16 protein-coding genes and 1 pseudogene are annotated in these 19613 nt (G+C 53.6%); 9 read left to right on the forward strand and 8 right to left on the reverse strand.

The window, feature by feature from the left end:
- Window positions 1-59: 59 nt before the first annotated feature.
- Window positions 60-959 (forward strand): transcriptional activator NhaR, encoded by a 900-nt coding sequence (gene nhaR / locus N7E69_RS12130; protein ID WP_000062872.1) that lies wholly within the window; start codon window positions 60-62, stop codon window positions 957-959.
- A gap of 54 nt (window positions 960-1013) precedes the next feature.
- Here nhaR and N7E69_RS12135 read toward each other — a convergent pair whose 3' ends face one another.
- The 3 genes and pseudogenes from N7E69_RS12135 to rpsT form a co-directional block, all read right to left on the reverse strand.
- The gene (locus tag N7E69_RS12135; protein ID WP_001116453.1) at window positions 1014-3053 is read right to left on the reverse strand and encodes a TIM-barrel domain-containing protein; all 2040 of its coding nucleotides are present in this window, start codon (window positions 3051-3053) and stop codon (window positions 1014-1016) included.
- Between the two features lie 39 nt (window positions 3054-3092).
- Window positions 3093-4466, reverse strand: a pseudogene (locus tag N7E69_RS12140) (MFS transporter).
- A gap of 455 nt (window positions 4467-4921) precedes the next feature.
- Window positions 4922-5185, reverse strand: a complete 264-nt coding sequence (rpsT, locus tag N7E69_RS12145) for a 30S ribosomal protein S20 (RefSeq protein WP_001518655.1) — start codon at window positions 5183-5185, stop codon at window positions 4922-4924.
- 105 nt (window positions 5186-5290) lie between these two features.
- Here rpsT and N7E69_RS12150 point away from each other — a divergent pair, with 105 nt between their 5' ends.
- From N7E69_RS12150 to rihC, 8 genes are all read left to right on the forward strand, one after another.
- Window positions 5291-5506 carry a YaaY family protein gene (locus tag N7E69_RS12150; protein WP_001575565.1) on the forward strand — a complete coding sequence of 72 codons (216 nt, stop codon included), beginning with the start codon at window positions 5291-5293 and terminating at the stop codon, window positions 5504-5506.
- 7 nt (window positions 5507-5513) lie between these two features.
- Window positions 5514-6452 carry a bifunctional riboflavin kinase/FAD synthetase gene (ribF, locus tag N7E69_RS12155; RefSeq protein ID WP_000767318.1) on the forward strand — a complete coding sequence of 313 codons (939 nt, stop codon included), beginning with the start codon at window positions 5514-5516 and terminating at the stop codon, window positions 6450-6452.
- Window positions 6453-6496: 44 nt separating this feature from the next.
- Entirely contained in the window at window positions 6497-9331 is a 2835-nt protein-coding gene (gene ileS / locus N7E69_RS12160; protein WP_001674865.1) for an isoleucine--tRNA ligase, read from the forward strand.
- Window positions 9331-9831 (forward strand): signal peptidase II, encoded by a 501-nt coding sequence (lspA, locus tag N7E69_RS12165; protein WP_000042736.1) that lies wholly within the window; start codon window positions 9331-9333, stop codon window positions 9829-9831. Before ileS ends, lspA begins: the two co-directional genes overlap by 1 nt.
- Before the next feature lie 154 nt (window positions 9832-9985).
- On the forward strand, window positions 9986-10435 hold the full coding sequence (fkpB, locus tag N7E69_RS12170) for an FKBP-type peptidyl-prolyl cis-trans isomerase (protein WP_000047274.1): 450 nt from the start codon (window positions 9986-9988) through the stop codon (window positions 10433-10435).
- A 2-nt stretch (window positions 10436-10437) separates the two neighbouring features.
- Complete coding sequence (gene ispH, locus N7E69_RS12175) at window positions 10438-11388, forward strand: 4-hydroxy-3-methylbut-2-enyl diphosphate reductase (protein WP_001166428.1); 951 nt, start codon at window positions 10438-10440, stop codon at window positions 11386-11388.
- 199 nt (window positions 11389-11587) lie between these two features.
- On the forward strand, window positions 11588-12790 hold the full coding sequence (locus N7E69_RS12180; RefSeq protein ID WP_000516326.1) for an XAC2610-related protein: 1203 nt from the start codon (window positions 11588-11590) through the stop codon (window positions 12788-12790).
- Between the two features lie 15 nt (window positions 12791-12805).
- Complete coding sequence (gene rihC, locus N7E69_RS12185; RefSeq protein WP_000127283.1) at window positions 12806-13726, forward strand: ribonucleoside hydrolase RihC; 921 nt, start codon at window positions 12806-12808, stop codon at window positions 13724-13726.
- 21 nt (window positions 13727-13747) lie between these two features.
- On the opposite strand, the gene N7E69_RS12190 is transcribed toward rihC, so the two are convergent.
- The 5 genes from N7E69_RS12190 to N7E69_RS12210 form a co-directional block, all read right to left on the reverse strand.
- Window positions 13748-14434, reverse strand: coding sequence for a response regulator (locus N7E69_RS12190; protein WP_000377406.1), 687 nt, complete (start codon window positions 14432-14434; stop codon window positions 13748-13750).
- Between the two features lies 1 nt (window position 14435).
- Complete coding sequence (locus N7E69_RS12195; protein ID WP_001675378.1) at window positions 14436-16055, reverse strand: sensor histidine kinase; 1620 nt, start codon at window positions 16053-16055, stop codon at window positions 14436-14438.
- Window positions 16056-16189: 134 nt separating this feature from the next.
- Window positions 16190-17491, reverse strand: a complete 1302-nt coding sequence (locus N7E69_RS12200; RefSeq protein WP_052931457.1) for an oxalacetate decarboxylase subunit beta — start codon at window positions 17489-17491, stop codon at window positions 16190-16192.
- A gap of 12 nt (window positions 17492-17503) precedes the next feature.
- Entirely contained in the window at window positions 17504-19276 is a 1773-nt protein-coding gene (oadA, locus tag N7E69_RS12205; protein WP_076031672.1) for a sodium-extruding oxaloacetate decarboxylase subunit alpha, read from the reverse strand.
- Between the two features lie 16 nt (window positions 19277-19292).
- The gene (locus tag N7E69_RS12210; RefSeq protein ID WP_001001154.1) at window positions 19293-19532 is read right to left on the reverse strand and encodes an oxaloacetate decarboxylase subunit gamma; all 240 of its coding nucleotides are present in this window, start codon (window positions 19530-19532) and stop codon (window positions 19293-19295) included.
- Window positions 19533-19613: the final 81 nt, after the last annotated feature.

The raw sequence follows: 19613 nt of genomic DNA on the forward strand, positions 1-19613 counted from the left end.
AGTACGAAGGAAAGGGGGAGCGATGTATCGCTCCCTTGCGACATTGAACAGGGAGAGAAATGAGCATGTCTCATATTAACTACAACCATCTTTATTATTTCTGGCATGTCTATAAAGAAGGTTCTGTCGTGGGTGCCGCAGAGGCGCTTTTTCTGACGCCGCAAACCATTACTGGTCAAATTAAAGCCCTGGAAGAGCGTTTACAGGGGAAGCTATTTAAACGTAAGGGACGCGGTCTTGAACCCAGCGAACTGGGCGAGCTGGTTTTTCGCTATGCGGACAAAATGTTTACGCTAAGCCAGGAGATGCTGGATATCGTCAATTACCGCAAAGAATCAAACCTGTTGTTTGATGTCGGAGTCGCCGATGCTTTATCCAAGCGTCTGGTCAGCAGCGTTCTGGATGCGGCGGTGGTGGTGGACGAACCCATACATCTGCGTTGCTTCGAGTCCACGCACGAAATGTTGCTCGAACAGCTCAGCCAGCACAAGCTGGATATGATTATCTCCGACTGCCCGATAGATTCCACGCAGCAGGAGGGGCTATTCTCAGTCAAAATCGGCGAATGCAGCGTCAGTTTCTGGTGTACGAATCCGCTTCCTGAAAAAGCGTTCCCTGCCTGCCTGGAAGAGCGACGGTTGCTGGTGCCGGGACGGCGCTCAATGCTGGGGCGTAAGTTGTTGAACTGGTTTAATTCACAGGGGTTGCAGGTTGAGATCCTCGGTGAATTTGATGATGCGGCCTTAATGAAGGCGTTTGGCGCGACGCACGATGCGATTTTTGTGGCGCCGAGCCTTTATTCGCTGGATTTTTATGCCGATGAGTCGGTAATAGAGATTGGGCGCGTGGAGAATGTCATGGAAGAATATCATGCGATTTTTGCCGAGAGAATGATCCAGCATCCGGCGGTGCAGCGTATTTGCAATGCGGACTACTCGGCATTGTTTAAACTACAGTAGACGTACCTACCGTAATACTTCCGGCTGCGGTATTAACCCGCAGCCGGAATCATTCTACAAGTTCAGCAGGCTACGGTACTGCCCACCTTCGCGGATAAACACCGGAATTCTGTTCAGTGGCGTAGCGTAATGCAGCGTCTGCCCTCCTGAATAGCTTTCACCGGTCGCAAGATCCGTCCATGTTTCCCCTTCTGGTAGCCAGACATCACGCTCGCGCATACCTTCATGCATGACGGGGGCGATCAGCAGGTCAGGACCAAAACAATACTGGTCGGTGATTGTCCAACTTGTTTCCTGTTCGGGGAATTCAAAGAACAGGGGGCGCATCACTGGCGTATTGTGCTTATGGGTTTCCTCCATCAGCGCTTTGATATAGGGCTTGAGTTTTTCTCGCAACGCCAGGCAACCTGTCAGTACGTCGCATACTTCCTCACCGTAGCTCCAGACCTCGTTCGGCGCACCTGTAGGGCATTGAGCAATGCCATCCCGGTACGGTTGCGCGGGTAAAATCTGCGGATCGCGGTTGCCGTGCAGACGCATCACCGGACTAAAGACGCCCCACTGGAACCAGCGAATTAGCAATTCATGGAATTTCGGGTCGTGAATATTACCGCCATGGAAACCGCCGATATCCGTCGTCCACCACGGTATCCCTGCTATTCCCATATTGAGTCCGGCGGCAAACTGGTTGCGCAGCGATCTAAACGAGGAGTGAATATCCCCTGACCAGACCAGAGCGCCGTACTTCTGACTGCCGGCCCAGGCGCAGCGTAGCAGGTTGATAACCTGGTCTTCGCCATCGGCTTTCATGCCATCAAAAAAGGTTTTGGCGTACATGCGTGGGTAGATATTGCCCACTTCCAGTACCGGCCCGGCATGGTAGCGATAGTTGTCGTAGTCGTAAACGCTGAACTCAGGTTCGGCTTCATCTAACCAGAATAACTTCACGCCTTTATCGTAATAGTTGCGTTTGGCTTTGCCCCAGACGTAGTCGCGCGCGCCCGGATGAGTCGCATCAAAGTAAGTGGTATTGCCGAGGAAATCCATATTGATCGGCAAGCCACGTTCCGTTTGTACCAGCCAGCCGTTTTCGCGCATCTCCCGATAGCTTTCGGTACGGTTATCCACCGTCGGCCAGACGGAGACCATCAGCTCAATTCCCAGCGATTTCAGCTCGGCAATCATGGCATCAGGATCGGGCCAGTCGCGCGCATCGAACATCCAGTCACCCTGATTCGGCCAGTGAAAGAAGTCGATAACGATCACTGAGATAGGCAGATTGCGGCGCTTATATTCGCGGGCGACCTCCAGCAGCTCTTCCTGCGTACGATAACGGAGTTTGCACTGCCAGAAGCCCATGGCGTAGTCCGGCATCATCGGCGGCGTGCCGGTAGCCAGCGCGTAAGCCCGGCTAATTTCTGCCGGGGTATCGCCAGCCGTGATCCAGTAGTCTAACTGTTCGCTGACCTGCGCTTCCCATTCGGTAACGTTTTGGGCAAAGGTTACGCGTCCGACTGCCGGGTTGTTCCATAAAAATCCGTAGCCCAGACTGGAGAGCATAAACGGTACTGAGGCCTGGGAGTTACGTTGCGCCAGCTCAAGCACGCATCCTTTGAGATCCAGGTTGGCCTGTTGATACTGCCCCATGCCATAAATTTTTTCCCCTTCGGTGGCTTCGAAGCGGGCTTTCAGTGAATATTTCCCACCCTGAATAGGGCGGAACTCGCGTCCCTCAAGGTTGAGTGCGCTAACGTACTGGCCGTGAGATGATTCATCCTCGCCAATTTCGCCCCGCAGGCGCCAGAACTCCTGCAACAGGGGTTTGTGTGGATGGCGGTAAAAGGTAACTTGTCCTTTTTGATTGACGATAGCGATAATTTTGCCGTTGGTCAGCGTTGCCTGGTGGTGCTCATAATCAATGTGGCACTGACTTTCTGCGACTGGCTCAGTCAATGCCCAGTCTTCATTTCTCATTACCGGCAGATGACGGCCGCTGCGTACGCGCAGGCTGTTCTCGCCCCAGGGTTCAATCCATAAATAGCGATCGTTTTGCTGCCAGACCAGACGACGCGGGTCTTGTTGCATAAATGGCATGGTGGTGCCTCCCATATTCGAGGGTGAAGGTAAAGAACGTTATGAGTTGACGGTTTCCAGATCGTGGCGAATCTTCTCTTCCATCGCTTCGTATTTGCGAAAGAAAAGTAGTGGGATCGCTGCGAGCGCGAAGAGTAGGGCGGGTGCCCAGATAAAGGCCCAGATAATGCCCTCCAGACCCGCAGCACTCTGGGCATGGTTGGGGACATAGCCAAAACTGTTCATGATCCAGGCGGCGAAAGCGGTGCCGAGGCCACTACCCATCTTGATGCAGAAGGTGCTGCCGAAGGCGATAAGAATGCCGGTAGCCTTAATACCGGTCTTCCAGGCGCCGAAATCGACGGCGAAGCCCAGCATGGCAAACGGCATTGAGCAGGCGATACCGCTGCCGATATTGCCGAGTATCCAGGCGGCGATGAGGAAAGTAATGTTGTCCGCTGCCAGCCACATCATGACGCCGCCAAACGTGGCGACCAGCAGACCGCCTACCCATATCTAGGTTTTAGCCAGGTATTTGCTAAAGAAGGGGATAGCGATGATAAACAGGATCTGAATCGTCGCCAGGCTGTTAATCAGCGGTACCAGATCTTTACGGTCGAGGTTGTAGGTCAGATAATAGACAATGGTCGTGTTGCGCTGCTGTAGGGCAATCCAGAAGATCAGATTAGCCAGCACCATCAGGATCCACGGCCAGTTACCTTTCATCGCCGCGAAACTTTTTTTCATCGGCAACTTAGGTTCATGCTGTATTTTATCCGTATCCATTTCACGAATGTTTTTAAACGCAAAGAGCGTTAGCGCGCAGGATATAATGGCAAACGTAATTGCCGTATAAATAAAACCAGCGTGATCATCACCGTTACCTAAAAAAGCGACTAACGGCAAGGCGGTCGCGTTCATTAATAAAACCCCAATTTGCCCACCGGTCATTCGCCAGGAATTTAAAACCAGTCTTTCTTTGGGAGATAAGGTCATCAGGGGTAATATTGCACTGAGTGGTGTATTAAGTCCGGTAAATAGAATGCTGGCAATCATATAAGATATTGCTGCATAGATGGCTTTTCCTGTCATACTGATATCAGGAGACCAAAATGACAGTGCGCTGAATACCGCAAAAGGCAGCGGTAACCATAAAAACCAGGGACGACATTTACCGTAGCGTGAACGTGTTTTATCGATGATGATCCCCCATATGGGGGCGTCTATGCCATCGATAATACGCGCCAGCAGCAGGATAACGCCTGCTACGGCAAGGCTAATGCCCGCAACGTCTGTGTAGAAATATAAAATGTACGTTGAACCGAAGCAGTACAGCAGATTACCCGCCACATCCAAAGAGCCGTAGCTAATACGCTGTAGTAAAGACAATGATGCTGACCCGGAAGGCTGGGTATCCTCAATGACAGAACTCATAATGATAACTCCGATATTGGTACGATACGCCCAGAAAAACAACCTCTACTTTCTAAGCAAGTTTTGAATATTATTTTTATGTCGTTTTTGAATTTAACCTCAGATTAAAATGAGTAAGTAAGGTGTACATGAAAAGTAGTTAACCCGACGGCATCAATCAATTATTAAATCTTACATCAGGATTGCGTTTATTAGTTTTTGAATGAGCGATGTTTTTATTTGCTAAGGTGGTCACAGTTTTTTCAGTAATGAAATAAGAAAAGGAAAACAGTGAAAGAAAATAACTTTCAAGTATTACGTGACTGAGGGAGGGGTAGCTGAAAAAATAGGCTGGTCAGGAAGAGCGTGAACGAGTGAGGTCAGAGCCAGCGATTGTCGAGCAAAACGGCAGATAGCAGGCATAAAAAAACCCGCTTTACGCGGGTTTTTCTACAAAGCTGATAACAAGCAGGCGATTAAGCCAGTTTGTTGATCTGTGCAGTCAGGTTAGCTTTATGACGTGCAGCTTTGTTTTTGTGGATCAGACCTTTAGCAGCCTGACGGTCCACGATCGGTTGCATTTCGTTAAATGCTTTCAGTGCAGCAGCTTTGTCGCCAGCTTCGATAGCTGCGTATACTTTCTTGATGAAAGTACGCATCATAGAGCGACGGCTTGCGTTGTGCTTACGAGCCTTTTCAGACTGAACGGCGCGCTTCTTAGCTGATTTGATATTAGCCAAGGTCCAACTCCCAAATGTGTTCTATATGGACAATTCAAAGGCCGAGGAATATGCCCTTTTAGCCTTCTTTTGTCAATGGATTTGTGCAAATAAGCGCCGTTTAAATTGCAGCACTCGTTGCGTAGTGATGGCGCAGGATTCTACCAGCTTGCGTGCTGTGAATACAGCCTTTCCATGAGAAAAATTGCATTAAGCGGCGGGTTTTGGGGCGGAGTTTGCCGCATGGCGATGAAAAGCATCTTCTTTATGTTTCATCAGGGCAATCGTCGGTTAACCTTGACCGCTGTACAAGGTATACTCTTGCGATTTTCACTGTTTTGAGTCAGACATGAAGCTGATACGCGGCATACATAATCTCAGTCAGGCCCCGCATGGGTGTGTGCTGACCATTGGTAATTTCGACGGCGTACATCGGGGGCATCGCGCTCTACTGCAGGGTTTGCAGGAAGAAGGACGCAGACGCGGTCTGCCGGTGGTGGTCATGATTTTCGAACCGCAGCCGCAGGAGCTGTTCGCGACGGATAAAGCGCCCGCTCGCCTGACGCGCCTGCGTGAAAAACTGCATTACCTTGCGCAGTGCGGCGTGGACTATGTGCTGTGCGTGAAATTCGATCGCCGCTTTGCCGCTTTGACGGCGCAAACGTTTATCAGCGAACTGCTGGTGGAGCGACTTGGCGTGCAATTTCTTGCCGTCGGCGATGATTTCCGCTTTGGTGCTAGCCGCGCGGGCGATTTCTTGTTATTACAGAAGGCGGGGGTGGAGTATGGTTTTGCGGTTTCCAGCACCCAAACCTTTTGTGAAGGCGGCGTGCGTATCAGTAGTACAGCAGTGAGACAGGCGCTGGCGGAAGATAACCTGGCGCTTGCCGAAAGTCTGCTGGGACATCCCTTTACTATTTCCGGGCGTGTCGTTCATGGCGACGAGCTGGGACGTACCATTGGCTTCCCGACGGCGAACTTACCGCTGCGCCGTCAGGTCTCCCCGGTCAAAGGGGTCTATGCGGTGGAAGTCACCGGGCTTGGCGATAAGCCGTTACCCGGCGTAGCGAACATTGGCACTCGTCCAACGGTGGCTGGCGTGCGTCAACAACTGGAAGTGCATCTGCTGGACGTTGTAATGGACCTCTACGGTCGCCATATAGATGTAATACTGCGTAAAAAGATACGTAATGAGCAGCGATTTGCGTCGCTTGATGAGCTAAAAGCGCAAATCGCACGCGATGAGTTAACGGCCCGCAAGTTTTTTGGGCTAGCCGGGCAGGTGTAACCCTGACGGTGTTTATCAAACCGAAATACGGAACCGAGAATCTGATGAGTGACTATAAATCGACCCTGAATTTGCCGGAAACAGGGTTCCCGATGCGCGGCGACCTCGCCAAGCGTGAACCGGGAATGCTGGCGCGTTGGACCGATGATGATCTGTACGGCATCATTCGTGCGGCCAAAAAAGGCAAAAAAACCTTCATTCTGCATGATGGCCCTCCATATGCGAATGGCAGCATTCATATTGGTCACTCAGTTAACAAGATTCTGAAAGACATTATCGTGAAGTCCAAAGGACTGTCGGGATTTGACTCGCCTTACGTGCCGGGCTGGGACTGTCACGGTCTGCCTATCGAGCTGAAAGTCGAGCAGGAGTTCGGTAAGCCGGGCGAGAAATTCACTGCCGCTGAATTCCGCGCCAAGTGCCGCGAATATGCCGCTACGCAGGTTGACGGCCAGCGTAAAGACTTCATTCGTCTGGGCGTGTTGGGCGACTGGTCGCATCCGTACCTGACCATGGACTTCAAAACCGAAGCCAACATCATCCGCGCGCTGGGCAGAATTATCAAAAACGGTCATCTGCACAAAGGCGCTAAGCCGGTGCACTGGTGCGTTGACTGCCGTTCCGCGCTGGCGGAAGCGGAAGTTGAATATTACGACAAAACGTCGCCGTCTATCGACGTGGCGTTCCGCGCCGTCGATCAGGATGCGGTGAAAGCGAAGTTTGGTTTGCCGGGCGTGAGCGGCCCTGTGTCGCTGGTTATCTGGACCACCACGCCGTGGACACTACCGGCTAACCGCGCCATCTCCCTGGCGCCGGACTTTGATTATGCGCTGGTGCAGATTGACGGCCAGGCGGTGATTCTGGCGAAAGATCTGGTTGAAAGCGTCATGCAGCGTATTGGCGCGGCTGAATACACCATTCTCGGCACCGTTAAAGGCGCGGAGCTGGAACTGCTGCGCTTTACCCATCCGTTTATGGGCTTTGACGTGCCGGCGATCCTCGGCGATCACGTCACCCTGGACGCAGGTACCGGCGCGGTACATACCGCCCCTGGTCACGGCCCGGATGACTACGTGATCGGTCAAAAGTATGGCCTGGAAACCGCTAACCCGGTTGGCCCGGACGGCGCTTACCTGCCAGGCACATATCCAACGCTTGACGGTGTTAACGTCTTCAAGGCGAACGATATCGTTATTGAACTGCTGAAAGAAAAAGGCGCGCTACTGCATGTCGAAAAAATGCAGCACAGCTATCCGTGCTGTTGGCGTCACAAAACGCCGATCATTTTCCGCGCGACCCCGCAGTGGTTCGTCAGCATGGATAAAGAAGGGCTTCGTCAACAGTCGCTGAAAGAGATCAAAGGCGTTCAGTGGATCCCGGACTGGGGTCAGGCGCGTATTGAATCAATGGTCGCTAACCGTCCTGACTGGTGTATCTCACGTCAGCGTACCTGGGGCGTACCGATGTCGCTGTTCGTGCATAAAGAAACGCAGGAGCTGCTGCCGATTGAGCGTACTCTGGCGGCGATGGAAGAGGTGGCGAAACGCGTCGAAGTTGACGGTATCCAGGCGTGGTGGGATCTCGACCCGAAAGAGATCCTCGGCGAAGATGCTGATCAATACGAGAAAGTTCCGGATACGTTGGACGTTTGGTTTGATTCCGGTTCCACCAGTTATTCCGTGGTTGATGCACGTCCGGAATTCGCCGGTCACGCTGCCGATATGTATCTGGAAGGCTCTGACCAGCATCGCGGCTGGTTTATGTCCTCCCTGATGATTAGCGTGGCGATGAAAGGCAAAGCGCCATATCGCCAGGTACTGACTCACGGTTTCACCGTCGATGGTCAGGGGCGCAAGATGTCCAAGTCTATCGGTAACACCGTGTCGCCGCAGGATGTGATGAATAAACTGGGCGCGGATATCCTGCGTCTGTGGGTAGCGTCTACTGACTATACCGGCGAAATGGCGGTCTCTGACGAAATCCTGAAACGTGCTGCCGACAGCTATCGTCGTATCCGTAATACCGCGCGCTTCCTGCTGGCGAACCTCAATGGCTTCAATCCGGCCACCGATATGGTCAAACCGGAAGAGATGGTGGTGCTGGACCGGTGGGCGGTGGGCTGCGCGAAAACGGCGCAGCAAGAGATTCTGAAGGCATACGAAGCTTACGACTTCCATGAAGTGGTACAGCGCCTGATGCGCTTCTGCTCCGTTGAAATGGGTTCGTTCTACCTCGACATCATCAAAGACCGCCAGTACACCGCGAAGGCTGATAGCGTCGCGCGTCGTAGCTGCCAGACTGCGCTGTATCATATCGCAGAAGCGCTGGTTCGCTGGATGGCGCCGATCATGTCCTTCACGGCTGATGAAATCTGGGGCTACCTGCCGGGCGAGCGTGAAAAATATGTCTTCACCGGCGAATGGTACGACGGGTTGTTTGGCCTGGAAGAGAATGAAGAATTTAATGACGCATTCTGGGACGATGTCCGCTATATCAAGGACCAGGTCAACAAAGAGCTGGAAAATCAGAAAGCCAATGGCATCAAATCGAACCTGGAAGCAAAAGTGACGCTGAAATATGCTGACGATGCTAACGGTACGATCAAGAAGCTGAAACTGTTGGGCGAAGAGGTCAGATTTATCTTCATTACTTCCCAGTTCGTGATTTCTGAGCAAGCGGGGGGTATTGATGATGAAAATATTCAGTACAATGCTGGTAATACGACAGTTCAGGCAGTGGTAACGCGTGCCGAGGGTGATAAGTGTCCGCGCTGCTGGCACTACACTACTGATGTCGGCAAGGTGGCGGAACATGCAGATATCTGCGGACGCTGTGTCAGCAACATCGCCGGTAATGGCGAACAACGTAAATTTGCCTGATGAGTAAACCACTCTGTTCAACAGGACTACGCTGGCTATGGCTGGTAGTAGTCGTGCTGATTATCGATTTGGGCAGCAAATACCTGATCCTCCAGAATTTCGCTCTGGGGGATACGGTAGGGCTGTTCCCGTCGCTTAATCTGCATTATGCGCGTAACTACGGCGCGGCTTTTAGCTTCCTGGCGGATAGCGGCGGCTGGCAGCGCTGGTTCTTTGCCGGGATTGCGATAGGGATCTGCGTAATTCTTTTGGTGATGATGTATCGCTCGAAAGCGACGCAGAAGCTGAATAACATCGCTTATGCGTTAATCATCGGCGGCGCGCTGGGTAACCTGTTCGACCGCCTGTGGCACGGCTTTGTTGTCGATATGATCGATTTTTACGTCGGCGACTGGCATTTCGCGACGTTCAACCTTGCCGATAGCGCGATCTGTATCGGCGCGGCGCTGATTGTACTGGAAGGCTTTTTGCCGAAGCCGACAGCGAAAGAACAGGCATAAGCGTAAATACCGGATGGCGCTTATCCGGTTTTGTAGGCCTGATAAGCGCAGCGCCATCAGGCAAACGTGGTGCCGGATGGCGGTGAAAACGCCTTATCCGGCCTACGGTTTTATAGTTCTTTGTGCCTCCGGGCAAAACACGTGAGCAATTTGCATGTCTAAATCCGTACAGAGCACCAGCGCGATCCTCGTTCACTTCACCCTGAAACTGGATGATGGCTCAACGGCGGAATCTACCCGCAATAACGGCAAGCCAGCCCTGTTCCGTCTTGGCGATACCTCGCTTTCCGAAGGTCTGGAGCAGCAGCTTCTGGGGTTGAAAGAAGGGGAAAAGAAAGCGTTTTCTCTGGAGCCTGACGCCGCGTTTGGCGTCCCCAGTCCGGACTTAATCCAGTATTTCTCGCGCCGTGAGTTTATGGCGGCGGGCGAACCGGAAGTCGGGGCGATTATGCTTTTTACCGCAATGGATGGCAGCGAAATGCCTGGCGTGATTCGCGAAATCAACGGCGACTCGATTACCGTTGATTTTAACCATCCGCTGGCCGGGCATACCATTCACTTTGATATTGAAGTGCTGGAAATCGATCCGGCGCTGGAGGCATAAACATGCAGATCCTGTTGGCCAACCCACGCGGTTTTTGCGCCGGGGTAGACCGCGCTATCAGCATTGTTGAAAATGCGCTCGCCATTTACGGCGCGCCAATTTACGTTCGGCACGAAGTCGTGCATAACCGCTATGTAGTGGACAGCCTGCGCCAGCGCGGGGCGATCTTTATAGAGCAAATTAGCGAAGTGCCGGATGGCGCCATTCTGATCTTCTCCGCTCATGGGGTTTCCCAGGCGGTGCGTAACGAGGCGAAAAGCCGCGATCTTACCGTTTTTGACGCCACCTGCCCGCTGGTGACGAAAGTCCATATGGAAGTGGCGCGCGCCAGCCGTCGCGGTGAAGAATCTATTCTCATCGGCCACGCCGGGCACCCGGAGGTGGAAGGCACCATGGGCCAGTACAGCAACCCGGAAGGGGGGATGTACCTGGTTGAGTCGCCAGAGGACGTCTGGACGCTGAATGTCAAAAATGAAGGCAAGCTCTCCTTCATGACGCAAACCACGCTTTCCGTGGACGATACGTCCGATGTGATTGATGCGCTGCGTAAACGCTTTCCGAAAATCGTCGGCCCGCGCAAAGACGATATTTGCTATGCCACTACTAATCGTCAGGAAGCGGTGCGGGCGTTGGCGGAGCAGGCTGACGTAGTGCTGGTGGTCGGCTCGAAAAACTCTTCTAACTCTAACCGATTGGCGGAACTGGCCCAACGGATGGGAAGAACCGCGTTTCTTATCGACGATGCGGCGGATATCCAGGAGGCGTGGGTGAAAGAAGCCGCCTGCGTCGGCGTCACTGCTGGCGCTTCCGCGCCGGATATTCTGGTGCAGAATGTTATTGCGCGTCTGCGCGAGTTTGGCGGCGGCGAAGCCGTCACGCTTGAGGGGCGCGAAGAAAATATTGTTTTTGAAGTGCCGAAAGAGCTGCGTGTGGATGTTCGTGAGGTCGAATAAGATTTCATAATTCAGAAATCTGCCTGATGACGCTACGTTGACCAGATCTTAAGAATTTCTTTTGATATTCAATGTGCGACAGGAAGAATAAGGCGTAGTCGTCATCCGTTGCTAATGCCCCACCTTTTTGCTATTCATCTGAAAAACCAGCACAATCGTTGCTGGTTTTTTGGTTGTAATGCCTACAGGGATAAGGGAAATGGGCAAAATAAAATATGGATTGCCAACGTTACTCGCCATCGGCTTTTGGATGGACGCAACAAGCGCCACGGTGCTGGAGCTACCTGCCTGGGAGCGAAACTATACCGGGACTATCGCGGGGAAACCGGTAAACGTTAATATCACGCGATTTGGTAACTCTCTTAATGGGTATTACTGCTATGAACCTTGCAATCAGCACAAGGCAGTGATTGTTCTACGCGGCTCACTCCAGGATAAAGAGGTGCATCTTGAAGAACGCGTAAAGGCGCTTTCGGGTTACTGGAATGCGGAAATCTCCAGCAGTGAGATTAAAGGCGAATGGACGTCCGCAGATAAAAAACGACATTTTCCTGTTGCCCTTATCTATTACAAACCTAAAAACTCCCCTGATATTGTGCTGGTCACGAACACGAATGATGCAGGGGGTTACGACCCTTCCAAAGAGATTGATTGCGGCAATACGCCGGCCATTTCGACGATAAAATTATACCGTGATGGTAAACTCATACAGACCTTAGATACCGCCTCGGTGGGCACTTGTAGCCCGTTTATGCCTCAATGGGGGGATGTCAATTTTGATGGCTACCCGGATCTGTCGATTGTAACAGAGCTACTTGCAGGGCCGGATGCTCCAGTACAAACATGGCTCTATGACCCCGCCAAACAGCGTTATGTTGATGCGCCAGCGTCTTATCAGGAAATCACTTCACCAGAGATCGATGCTGAACATAAACAGATTGTCAGCTATTGGCGCGGCGGTTGCTGCAGTCATGGCGTCAATGTGTATCGCTGGAAAGGAAAAACGATTGAACTGATCGATCGCGGTGAAAGCTACTTTCAGCCTGTGATCAGTAAAGGCAAAATGTATAACTGCTACATGATACCTTCCTACGCTGATGGGCGTATTATTTATCCGCTAGTACGTAAAAATGGTCATTTGACGCCGCCTTTTAGCCTTGATGAGACGTGTCAACCTTTTGGGCTAACCGGTAATATTCGTACCGTGATTCAGGCAGAAAAACCCGGCGCTGAGCCCGAATCGCTTGAGATTCAGTGGCAGGAAAACAAAGCATCGCCAGGGCGTTTTTGCCCATTAGTTCCGTTTGTCGAAGGTGATAAGCTAAGTCCGCGTCTGGTGACGGATGACGATGTGCCTGATGCCTGTATCAGTCGCGCTGAGTATGAAGATATAAAACAATAGGTCAGGAGAGCATTAATGACAGCATCCCTACACATTATTCTTGATACCGATCCGGGCATTGATGACGCGGCTGCGATTGCCGCTGCGCTGTTCGCCCCCCAGCTTGATCTGCAACTAATAACCACCGTCGCAGGCAATGTTTCCGTTGAAAAAACGACCCGTAATGCGTTGCAGCTTCTGCATTTCTGGAACAGCGATATCCCACTTGCCCAGGGGGCCGCGACACCGCTGCTGCGTCCGTTACGCGATGCGGCATACGTCCACGGCGAATCCGGTATGGAAGGCTATGATTTTGTCGACCATCAGCGCCAACCGTTGGCGAAGCCAGCGTTTATCGCTATCCGGGATGTGCTGATGAACGCACCGGAGCCCATGACATTAGTGGCGATTGGGCCATTGACCAATATTGCGTTGCTACTGATGCACTATCCGGAGTGTGCGTGTAACATTCGCCGTCTGGTGTTGATGGGCGGTTCCGCAGGGCGCGGCAATTTTACGCCTAATGCTGAATTTAACATTGCTGTCGATCCGGAGGCCGCGGCGCTGGTGTTCCGCAGCGGTCTGGAGATTGTGATGTGTGGGCTTGATGTCACGAATCAGGCAATGCTCTCGCCAGATTTTCTGAATAAACTGCCTGCGCTGAATCGCACCGGTAAGATGTTGCACAGCCTGTTCAACCATTATCGCAGCGGTAGTATGCGCACTGGCGTCCGGATGCACGATCTCTGCGCTATCGCCTGGCTGGTGCGTCCGGAGCTTTTTACCCTGCAATCCTGTTTTGTGGCCGTAGAAACGCAGGGGCAATATACCGCCGGTACCACGGTGGTGGATATTGAAGGGCGTCTGGGGCAGCCCGCCAACGCGCAGGTGGCGCTGGCGCTGGATGTGGACGGTTTTCGTCAGTGGGTGGCTGAGGTGTTTGCCTATGCGCCGTAATTACATGTTGGCGCCATAATCTCATACTTTGCCGCGATAGAGTCTCTCCGGCCTGCCCACTTTCCCGTAGCTGATCTCCGCTTCGAGAAAGTTATTTTTCACGCCTTGTTCCAGATAGCGTCGGGCAGTGGTTTTACTGCTGCCCAGAATTTGCGCCAGAGTGTCTGCTGTATGTACTGCCTGCGGGTCGGCGAATATTTGTCGTACCCGGTTGAAGGTGTTTTCATCAATTCCCCGCAGTCCGCTATTCGGTTCTGCGGTTTGTTCTTTGGCCTGGATATTAAATAAGGCATCAACGTGCGTCTGGTTTGCCTGCTCACTGGAACGTAACGAACTGCGGTAACGGGTGAACCGCTCCAGGGTATGCTGCAGGCGCTGATAATGTACCGGCTTAATCAGGTAATCGAATACGCCCATGCGTAAGGCATCGCTGATGGTATCCATATGATTGTCGGCGGTAATGAAAATAATTCGCCCCGTGTAGTTGGTGCTGATGGTATGACGAATTAAATCGATCCCTTTGCCATCGGGTAAAAAATTATCCAATAGAATTAACTGTGGTTGATAGAGGCGTATTTGCTTCTTCGCACTTTCCAGTTTGTCTGCGATGCCGACGATTGAAAACTGGGGAAAAATCTTGATGGTGTCCACCAGGATTTCCGCTAGCATCGGTTCGTCTTCAACGATGAGTGTCGTAATGCTATCCATGTTATTCTTCTCTGGTAAAAGGGATATAGAGGGTAAAAATGGTGCCAAAAGGATTATTGTTATCGACGATAATGTCACCATTGGCCTGCTTGACGTAGCTGTGCACCAACCATAATCCAATTCCATGATCGCCGTTGTTGTGGGTGGTCACTCCACGCTCGAAAATATGCTGGCGGATATTTTCGTCAATACCACATCCCTGATCGGCAACTTCAATAATGACTTCATTACCTTCGCTGTTGATCAGGCACTCAATCTGTCGCGAGCCTTCGCGATTGAGCAGGGTGGCGTTATAGGCGTTGTCCAATAAATTGCCAACAATCGAAATCCATTCATTATGCGAGAGCGATGACGGCAGGTGTTCAACAAAGCTTGAAGGATCGAAAATCAGCTCCAGCCCCAGCTCTTTTGCCCGATAATATTTACCGATTAATAGCCCCGCAAGGTGGTGGTCGCGGAAATTATGGGAAATAAAATCGAGTACTTTCTGGTGGCTTTCCGACTGCTGCTGAATCAGCGCCAGCGCATTATCGTAGCGCTTCAGGAACAGCAGTCCGGCAATGGTGGAAATAAGGTTGCGATGCTCATGCTGCACGGCGCGCAGGTTATCGGCGTATTGCCGCACCTGACTTAACTGCAGGCTGAGTGTATTGATATCGTCTTTGTTGCGAAAGCTAATAACCCAGCCCTGAGGCTGGTTGTCAATAATGACCGCCATGCGACTGGCGATGACTTTCATTTGGTTAAAGGTGACGATCTCATCTTTTTTGTTTTTTTGCGGCGCATCGTAAAAGAAGGCCTCCGGCAACACGGCATGGTGGATTGCATAGCCAATGAGTTCAGACTCCGGTTGGCTCAGATTCAGTAAGCGGCGAGCCGTTTGGTTAATGGCGGTAATACGGTGATGGGAGTCAATGGCGATCAACCCTTCAAATACCGACTCAAACAACACGCTTTGCTGAATTAATAGTTGTGAAAGCTGCTGCGGCTCCATGTTAAGCATCTGCTTTTTAATATGCAGCGAGAAGCGGCGGGCACAGTACAACAGTACCAGCAGCAGTAACGCCATCGGGAACAGCAACGAGCTGATTTGTAAGTTAAGCCAGCTCTCCAACTGTTCCAGAGTATAGCCGACGGAAACAATACCGATGACTTTACCGGTACTGTCCTGAATCGGGGATTTACCACGTAGGGAAGAGCCTAATGAACCTTTGCGCACCGATACGTAGCTTTTAGCGTTATACAGCGCGTCGTCGCTATCGCCGCCCTCCATATATTTGCCGATCTCATCCGGGTTGACGTGATACAGTCGCTGACCTTTTTCGTTGCCAACGGTAATGTAAGTCGCATCCGAAAACGAGCGCATTGGGTCAATCAACGCTTTGATGCGTGACAAATCATGCGCTTCTACGGCTTCAACTAATTCTGGCATAGCGGATATTTGCATTGCCTGAATAAGCGCACGTTGGCCCACCTGATAATGCAGGCGTTCTTTCGTGATATCGGTCAGATACCAGGTGATTGCCAGCATCACGATGGTGGATGTAAACAGGATCAGTAGAAATATCCGGTTTTGAAACGAGTGTCTGGCAAACCAGCGTGTAATTTCCCGTATAAACATATTGGTATTTAAATATTTAATTACGGTATTTTCTTGCATTCGGCATCACCGGAACCTGAACCAGTTCATACTTACTTTTCTTTCAGAAAAAATTTGGATGAAAATGGGATACGACATGCGTATCCCATCCACTATTACATCGCCAGCACGTATTTCAGCATCACGCCCGCGGCAATGGCCGAGCCAATTACCCCCGCCACGTTCGGGCCCATCGCGTGCATCAGCAGGAAGTTCTGCGGGTCTGATTCCAGCCCCACTTTGTTCGATACGCGGGCCGCCATCGGCACCGCCGAGACCCCCGCCGAACCGATAAGCGGGTTGATTTTGTTCTTACTGCACAGGTTCAGCAGCTTCGCCATCAGCACCCCGGCCGCCGTCCCGATACCAAACGCAATCACCCCCAGCAGCAGAATGCCCAGCGTCTGCGGTTGCAGGAACTTGTCCGCTACCAGCTTCGCGCCCACCGACAGCCCGAGGAAGATGGTGACGATATTAATCAGCCCGTTCTGTACCGTGTCGCTCAGACGCTCCACCACGCCGCTTTCACGCATCAGATTGCCAAAGCAGAACATCCCCAGCAGCGGCGCGGCGTCCGGCAGCAGCAGCGCCACCAGCATGAGCAACACCACCGGGAAGAGGATTTTTTCCCGCTTGCTGACGGTGCGCAGCTGCACCATGCGGATTTTCCGCTCCGTCTCCGTGGTCAGCGCCTTCATAATCGGCGGCTGGATTAACGGCACCAGCGCCATATACGAGTACGCCGCCACCGCGATGGCCCCCAGCAGCTCCGGCGCCAGCTTGCCCGACAGGTAAATCGCCGTCGGGCCGTCCGCGCCGCCGATAATGCCGATGGCCGCCGCCTGCGGCAGGGTGAAGCTGATAAGGCCGAAGTAGTTCAGCGTCAGCGCCCCGAGCACCGTGGCGAAGATACCGAACTGCGCCGCCGCCCCCAGCAGCAGGGTGCGCGGGTTGGCCAGCAGCGGGCCGAAGTCGGTCATCGCGCCGACGCCCATGAAGATGACCAGCGGCGCGACACCGGAACCAATCGCCACTTTGTAGAACAGCGCCAGTACGCCAGGCGTGTAGCCCATGTCCACCGCCAGATTTTCCATCTGGTTCTGGACGGAGGGCAGCGCCAGCGCTAACGCCTCTTTAATGGCATGCACGTCCGGCGCGCAGTTGAGCTTCGCGGCAATCACCGCCAGCTGCCCGGCGTCGTGATGCGCCAGCAGGCTCTCCAGCGCGGTCAGCGCCATACCCGCTTCCGGGATGTTGGAGAGCAGGCCGCCGAAGCCAATCGGCAGCAGCAGTAACGGTTCGAACTTTTTCGCAATCGCCAGCCACAGCAGCAGCAGGCTGACCAGCAGCATGATGGCCTGGCCTGCGCCAAGGTGCATCAGCCCCATGCCCTGAAGCAGGGCGTTCAGACTTTCCATTTCAGTTCTCCGTTACGCCAGCGTCATCAGGGTGTCGCCCACGGAAACCGCGTCCCCGGACTTCACCGCGATACCGCGTACCGTCCCGGCCTGCGCGGCGCGGATTTCGGTTTCCATCTTCATGGCTTCCAGAATCAGCAGCACGTCGCCTTCGGCCACCGTCTGGCCTTCAGCGGCAATCACCTTCCAGATGTTGCCCGCCAGCGGCGCGGTGACCGGTGTGCCGGCGCCCGCCGGAGCAACCGGGGATGCCGCCTGAACCGGCGCAGACGAAGCCGCAGTAAGCTGGCTGATATCGCCGCCGTCGCTGACCTTCACCACAAAGGCTTTGCCTTCCACTTCCACGGTGTAGATACCGGAAGCGGCAGGCTTCTCTGCTTTTGCCACCGGCTGCGCGGCTTCCGCCTGCGGCAGTGGCTCAAACGCCGCCGGGTTATGGCGGTTTTCGAGGAATTTCAGCCCAATCTGCGGGAACAGCGCCACGGTGAGCACGTCGTCGATGGCGTTTCCCGCAAGCTGAATGCCCTTCTCCTGCGCCTGGCGCCTGACGTCCGCTTCCAGTTCAGCCAGCTCCGGCTTCAGCAGGTCCGCCGGGCGGCAGGTCACCGGAGCGCCCCCTTCCAGCACGCGGGCCTGTAACGCGGCGTTCACCGGCACCGGGGTGTGGCCGTATTCGCCTTTCAGAATGCCCGCCGTTTCTTTGGCAATGGTTTTGTAGCGCTCGCCGGTCAGGACATTGAGCACCGCCTGGGTGCCGACAATCTGCGAGGTCGGGGTCACCAGCGGGATAAAGCCGAGGTCCTCGCGCACGCGGGGGATTTCCGCCAGCACCTGGTCGAGTTTGTCCGCCGCGTTCTGCTGCTTCAGCTGGCCTTCCAGGTTAGTGAGCATTCCGCCCGGCACCTGGGCCACCAGAATGCGGCTGTCGTAGCCCTTCAGCTGGCCTTCAAAGGCATGGTATTTTTTGCGCACCTCGCGGAAGTAGGCGGCGATGTTTTCCAGCTTCAGGATATCCAGCCCGGTGTCGTGCTCAGTACCTGCCAACGTCGCCACCAGCGCCTCGGTGGCCGGGTGGCCGTAGGTGGCGCTCATGGAGGAAATCGCCGTGTCCACGCCGTCAACACCCGCCTCGATAGCCTTCAGCAGGGCCATCTCCGCCATCCCGGTGGTGGCGTGACAGTGCAGGTGCAGGCGCACCTCAAAACGTTTTTTGATTTCGCTGACCAGCTCATACGCCGCCATCGGCGTGAGAATGCCGGACATATCCTTGATGGCAATCGAGTCAACGCCGGTTTCCAGCAGTTGCTCCGTTAAATCCAGCCAGGTCTGCAGGGTGTGCGCCGGACTGGTGGTATAGCTCAGCGTGCCCTGGGCGTGCGCGCCGTGGCTGCGTACCGCCTGTAATGCGGCTTTCATATTGCGCGGGTCGTTCATGGCATCGAAGACGCGGAACACGTCCATGCCGTTTTTCACCGCCCGCTCAACGAAGCGTTCCACCACATCATCGGCGTAGTGGCGGTAGCCGAGCAGGTTCTGGCCGCGCAGCAGCATCTGCAGCGGGGTTTTGGGCATGGCTTTTTTGAGTTCGCGCAGGCGGACCCACGGGTCTTCGCCGAGAAAGCGGATACAGGCGTCAAAGGTGGCGCCGCCCCAGCACTCCAGCGACCCGTAGCCCACGTCATCGAGCGCGGCGGCAATCGGCAGCATGTCATCAAGGCGCAGGCGGGTGGCGAACAGGGACTGGTGGGCGTCACGCAGGACGACGTCGGTAATGGCAATGGTCATGGATCCCTCCGGGAAATTAAACGTGGTGGCGGTGATGGTGAATGGCGGCGGCAATCACTGGCTTTAAGCGGGTGAAGTCGTCCACGACGGGAACGGCACGCGGTGCGGGCGCGGCGACGGGTTCCGGGAAGAAGCGAGTAATCACGGCAGACATGCCGCGAATGGCAAAGATGAGCAGGAACAGAAAGCTCAGTACGAACCCCATCCCTAAAAACATCAGGGTGAAACCTTCACCCAGTAGTACAGCTTCATTCATGAATCATTTTCCATAATGAGAGGCACGACGGTGGCCTTGACGACAACCTTCCTGGTGAATCCGGCTAAGGAGTAGAGTGGA

It is taken from the genome of Salmonella sp. 3C (assembly GCF_025426275.1).
GTDB classification, from domain to species: Bacteria; Pseudomonadota; Gammaproteobacteria; order Enterobacterales; family Enterobacteriaceae; genus Salmonella; species Salmonella enterica.

What these genes read in the sequence shown, in the direction of transcription:
- nhaR (WP_000062872.1), top strand. Translation starts at nt 60, where the DNA reads ATGAGCATGTCTCATATTAACTACAACCATCTTTATTATTTCTGGCAT.
- N7E69_RS12135 (WP_001116453.1), bottom strand. Translation starts at nt 3,053, where the DNA reads ATGCCATTTATGCAACAAGACCCGCGTCGTCTGGTCTGGCAGCAAAAC.
- ribF (WP_000767318.1), top strand. Translation starts at nt 5,514, where the DNA reads ATGAAGCTGATACGCGGCATACATAATCTCAGTCAGGCCCCGCATGGG.
- ileS (WP_001674865.1), top strand. Translation starts at nt 6,497, where the DNA reads ATGAGTGACTATAAATCGACCCTGAATTTGCCGGAAACAGGGTTCCCG.
- lspA (WP_000042736.1), top strand. Translation starts at nt 9,331, where the DNA reads ATGAGTAAACCACTCTGTTCAACAGGACTACGCTGGCTATGGCTGGTA.
- fkpB (WP_000047274.1), top strand. Translation starts at nt 9,986, where the DNA reads ATGTCTAAATCCGTACAGAGCACCAGCGCGATCCTCGTTCACTTCACC.
- ispH (WP_001166428.1), top strand. Translation starts at nt 10,438, where the DNA reads ATGCAGATCCTGTTGGCCAACCCACGCGGTTTTTGCGCCGGGGTAGAC.
- N7E69_RS12180 (WP_000516326.1), top strand. Translation starts at nt 11,588, where the DNA reads ATGGGCAAAATAAAATATGGATTGCCAACGTTACTCGCCATCGGCTTT.
- rihC (WP_000127283.1), top strand. Translation starts at nt 12,806, where the DNA reads ATGACAGCATCCCTACACATTATTCTTGATACCGATCCGGGCATTGAT.
- N7E69_RS12190 (WP_000377406.1), bottom strand. Translation starts at nt 14,434, where the DNA reads ATGGATAGCATTACGACACTCATCGTTGAAGACGAACCGATGCTAGCG.
- N7E69_RS12195 (WP_001675378.1), bottom strand. Translation starts at nt 16,055, where the DNA reads ATGTTTATACGGGAAATTACACGCTGGTTTGCCAGACACTCGTTTCAA.
- N7E69_RS12200 (WP_052931457.1), bottom strand. Translation starts at nt 17,491, where the DNA reads ATGGAAAGTCTGAACGCCCTGCTTCAGGGCATGGGGCTGATGCACCTT.
- oadA (WP_076031672.1), bottom strand. Translation starts at nt 19,276, where the DNA reads ATGACCATTGCCATTACCGACGTCGTCCTGCGTGACGCCCACCAGTCC.
- N7E69_RS12210 (WP_001001154.1), bottom strand. Translation starts at nt 19,532, where the DNA reads ATGAATGAAGCTGTACTACTGGGTGAAGGTTTCACCCTGATGTTTTTA.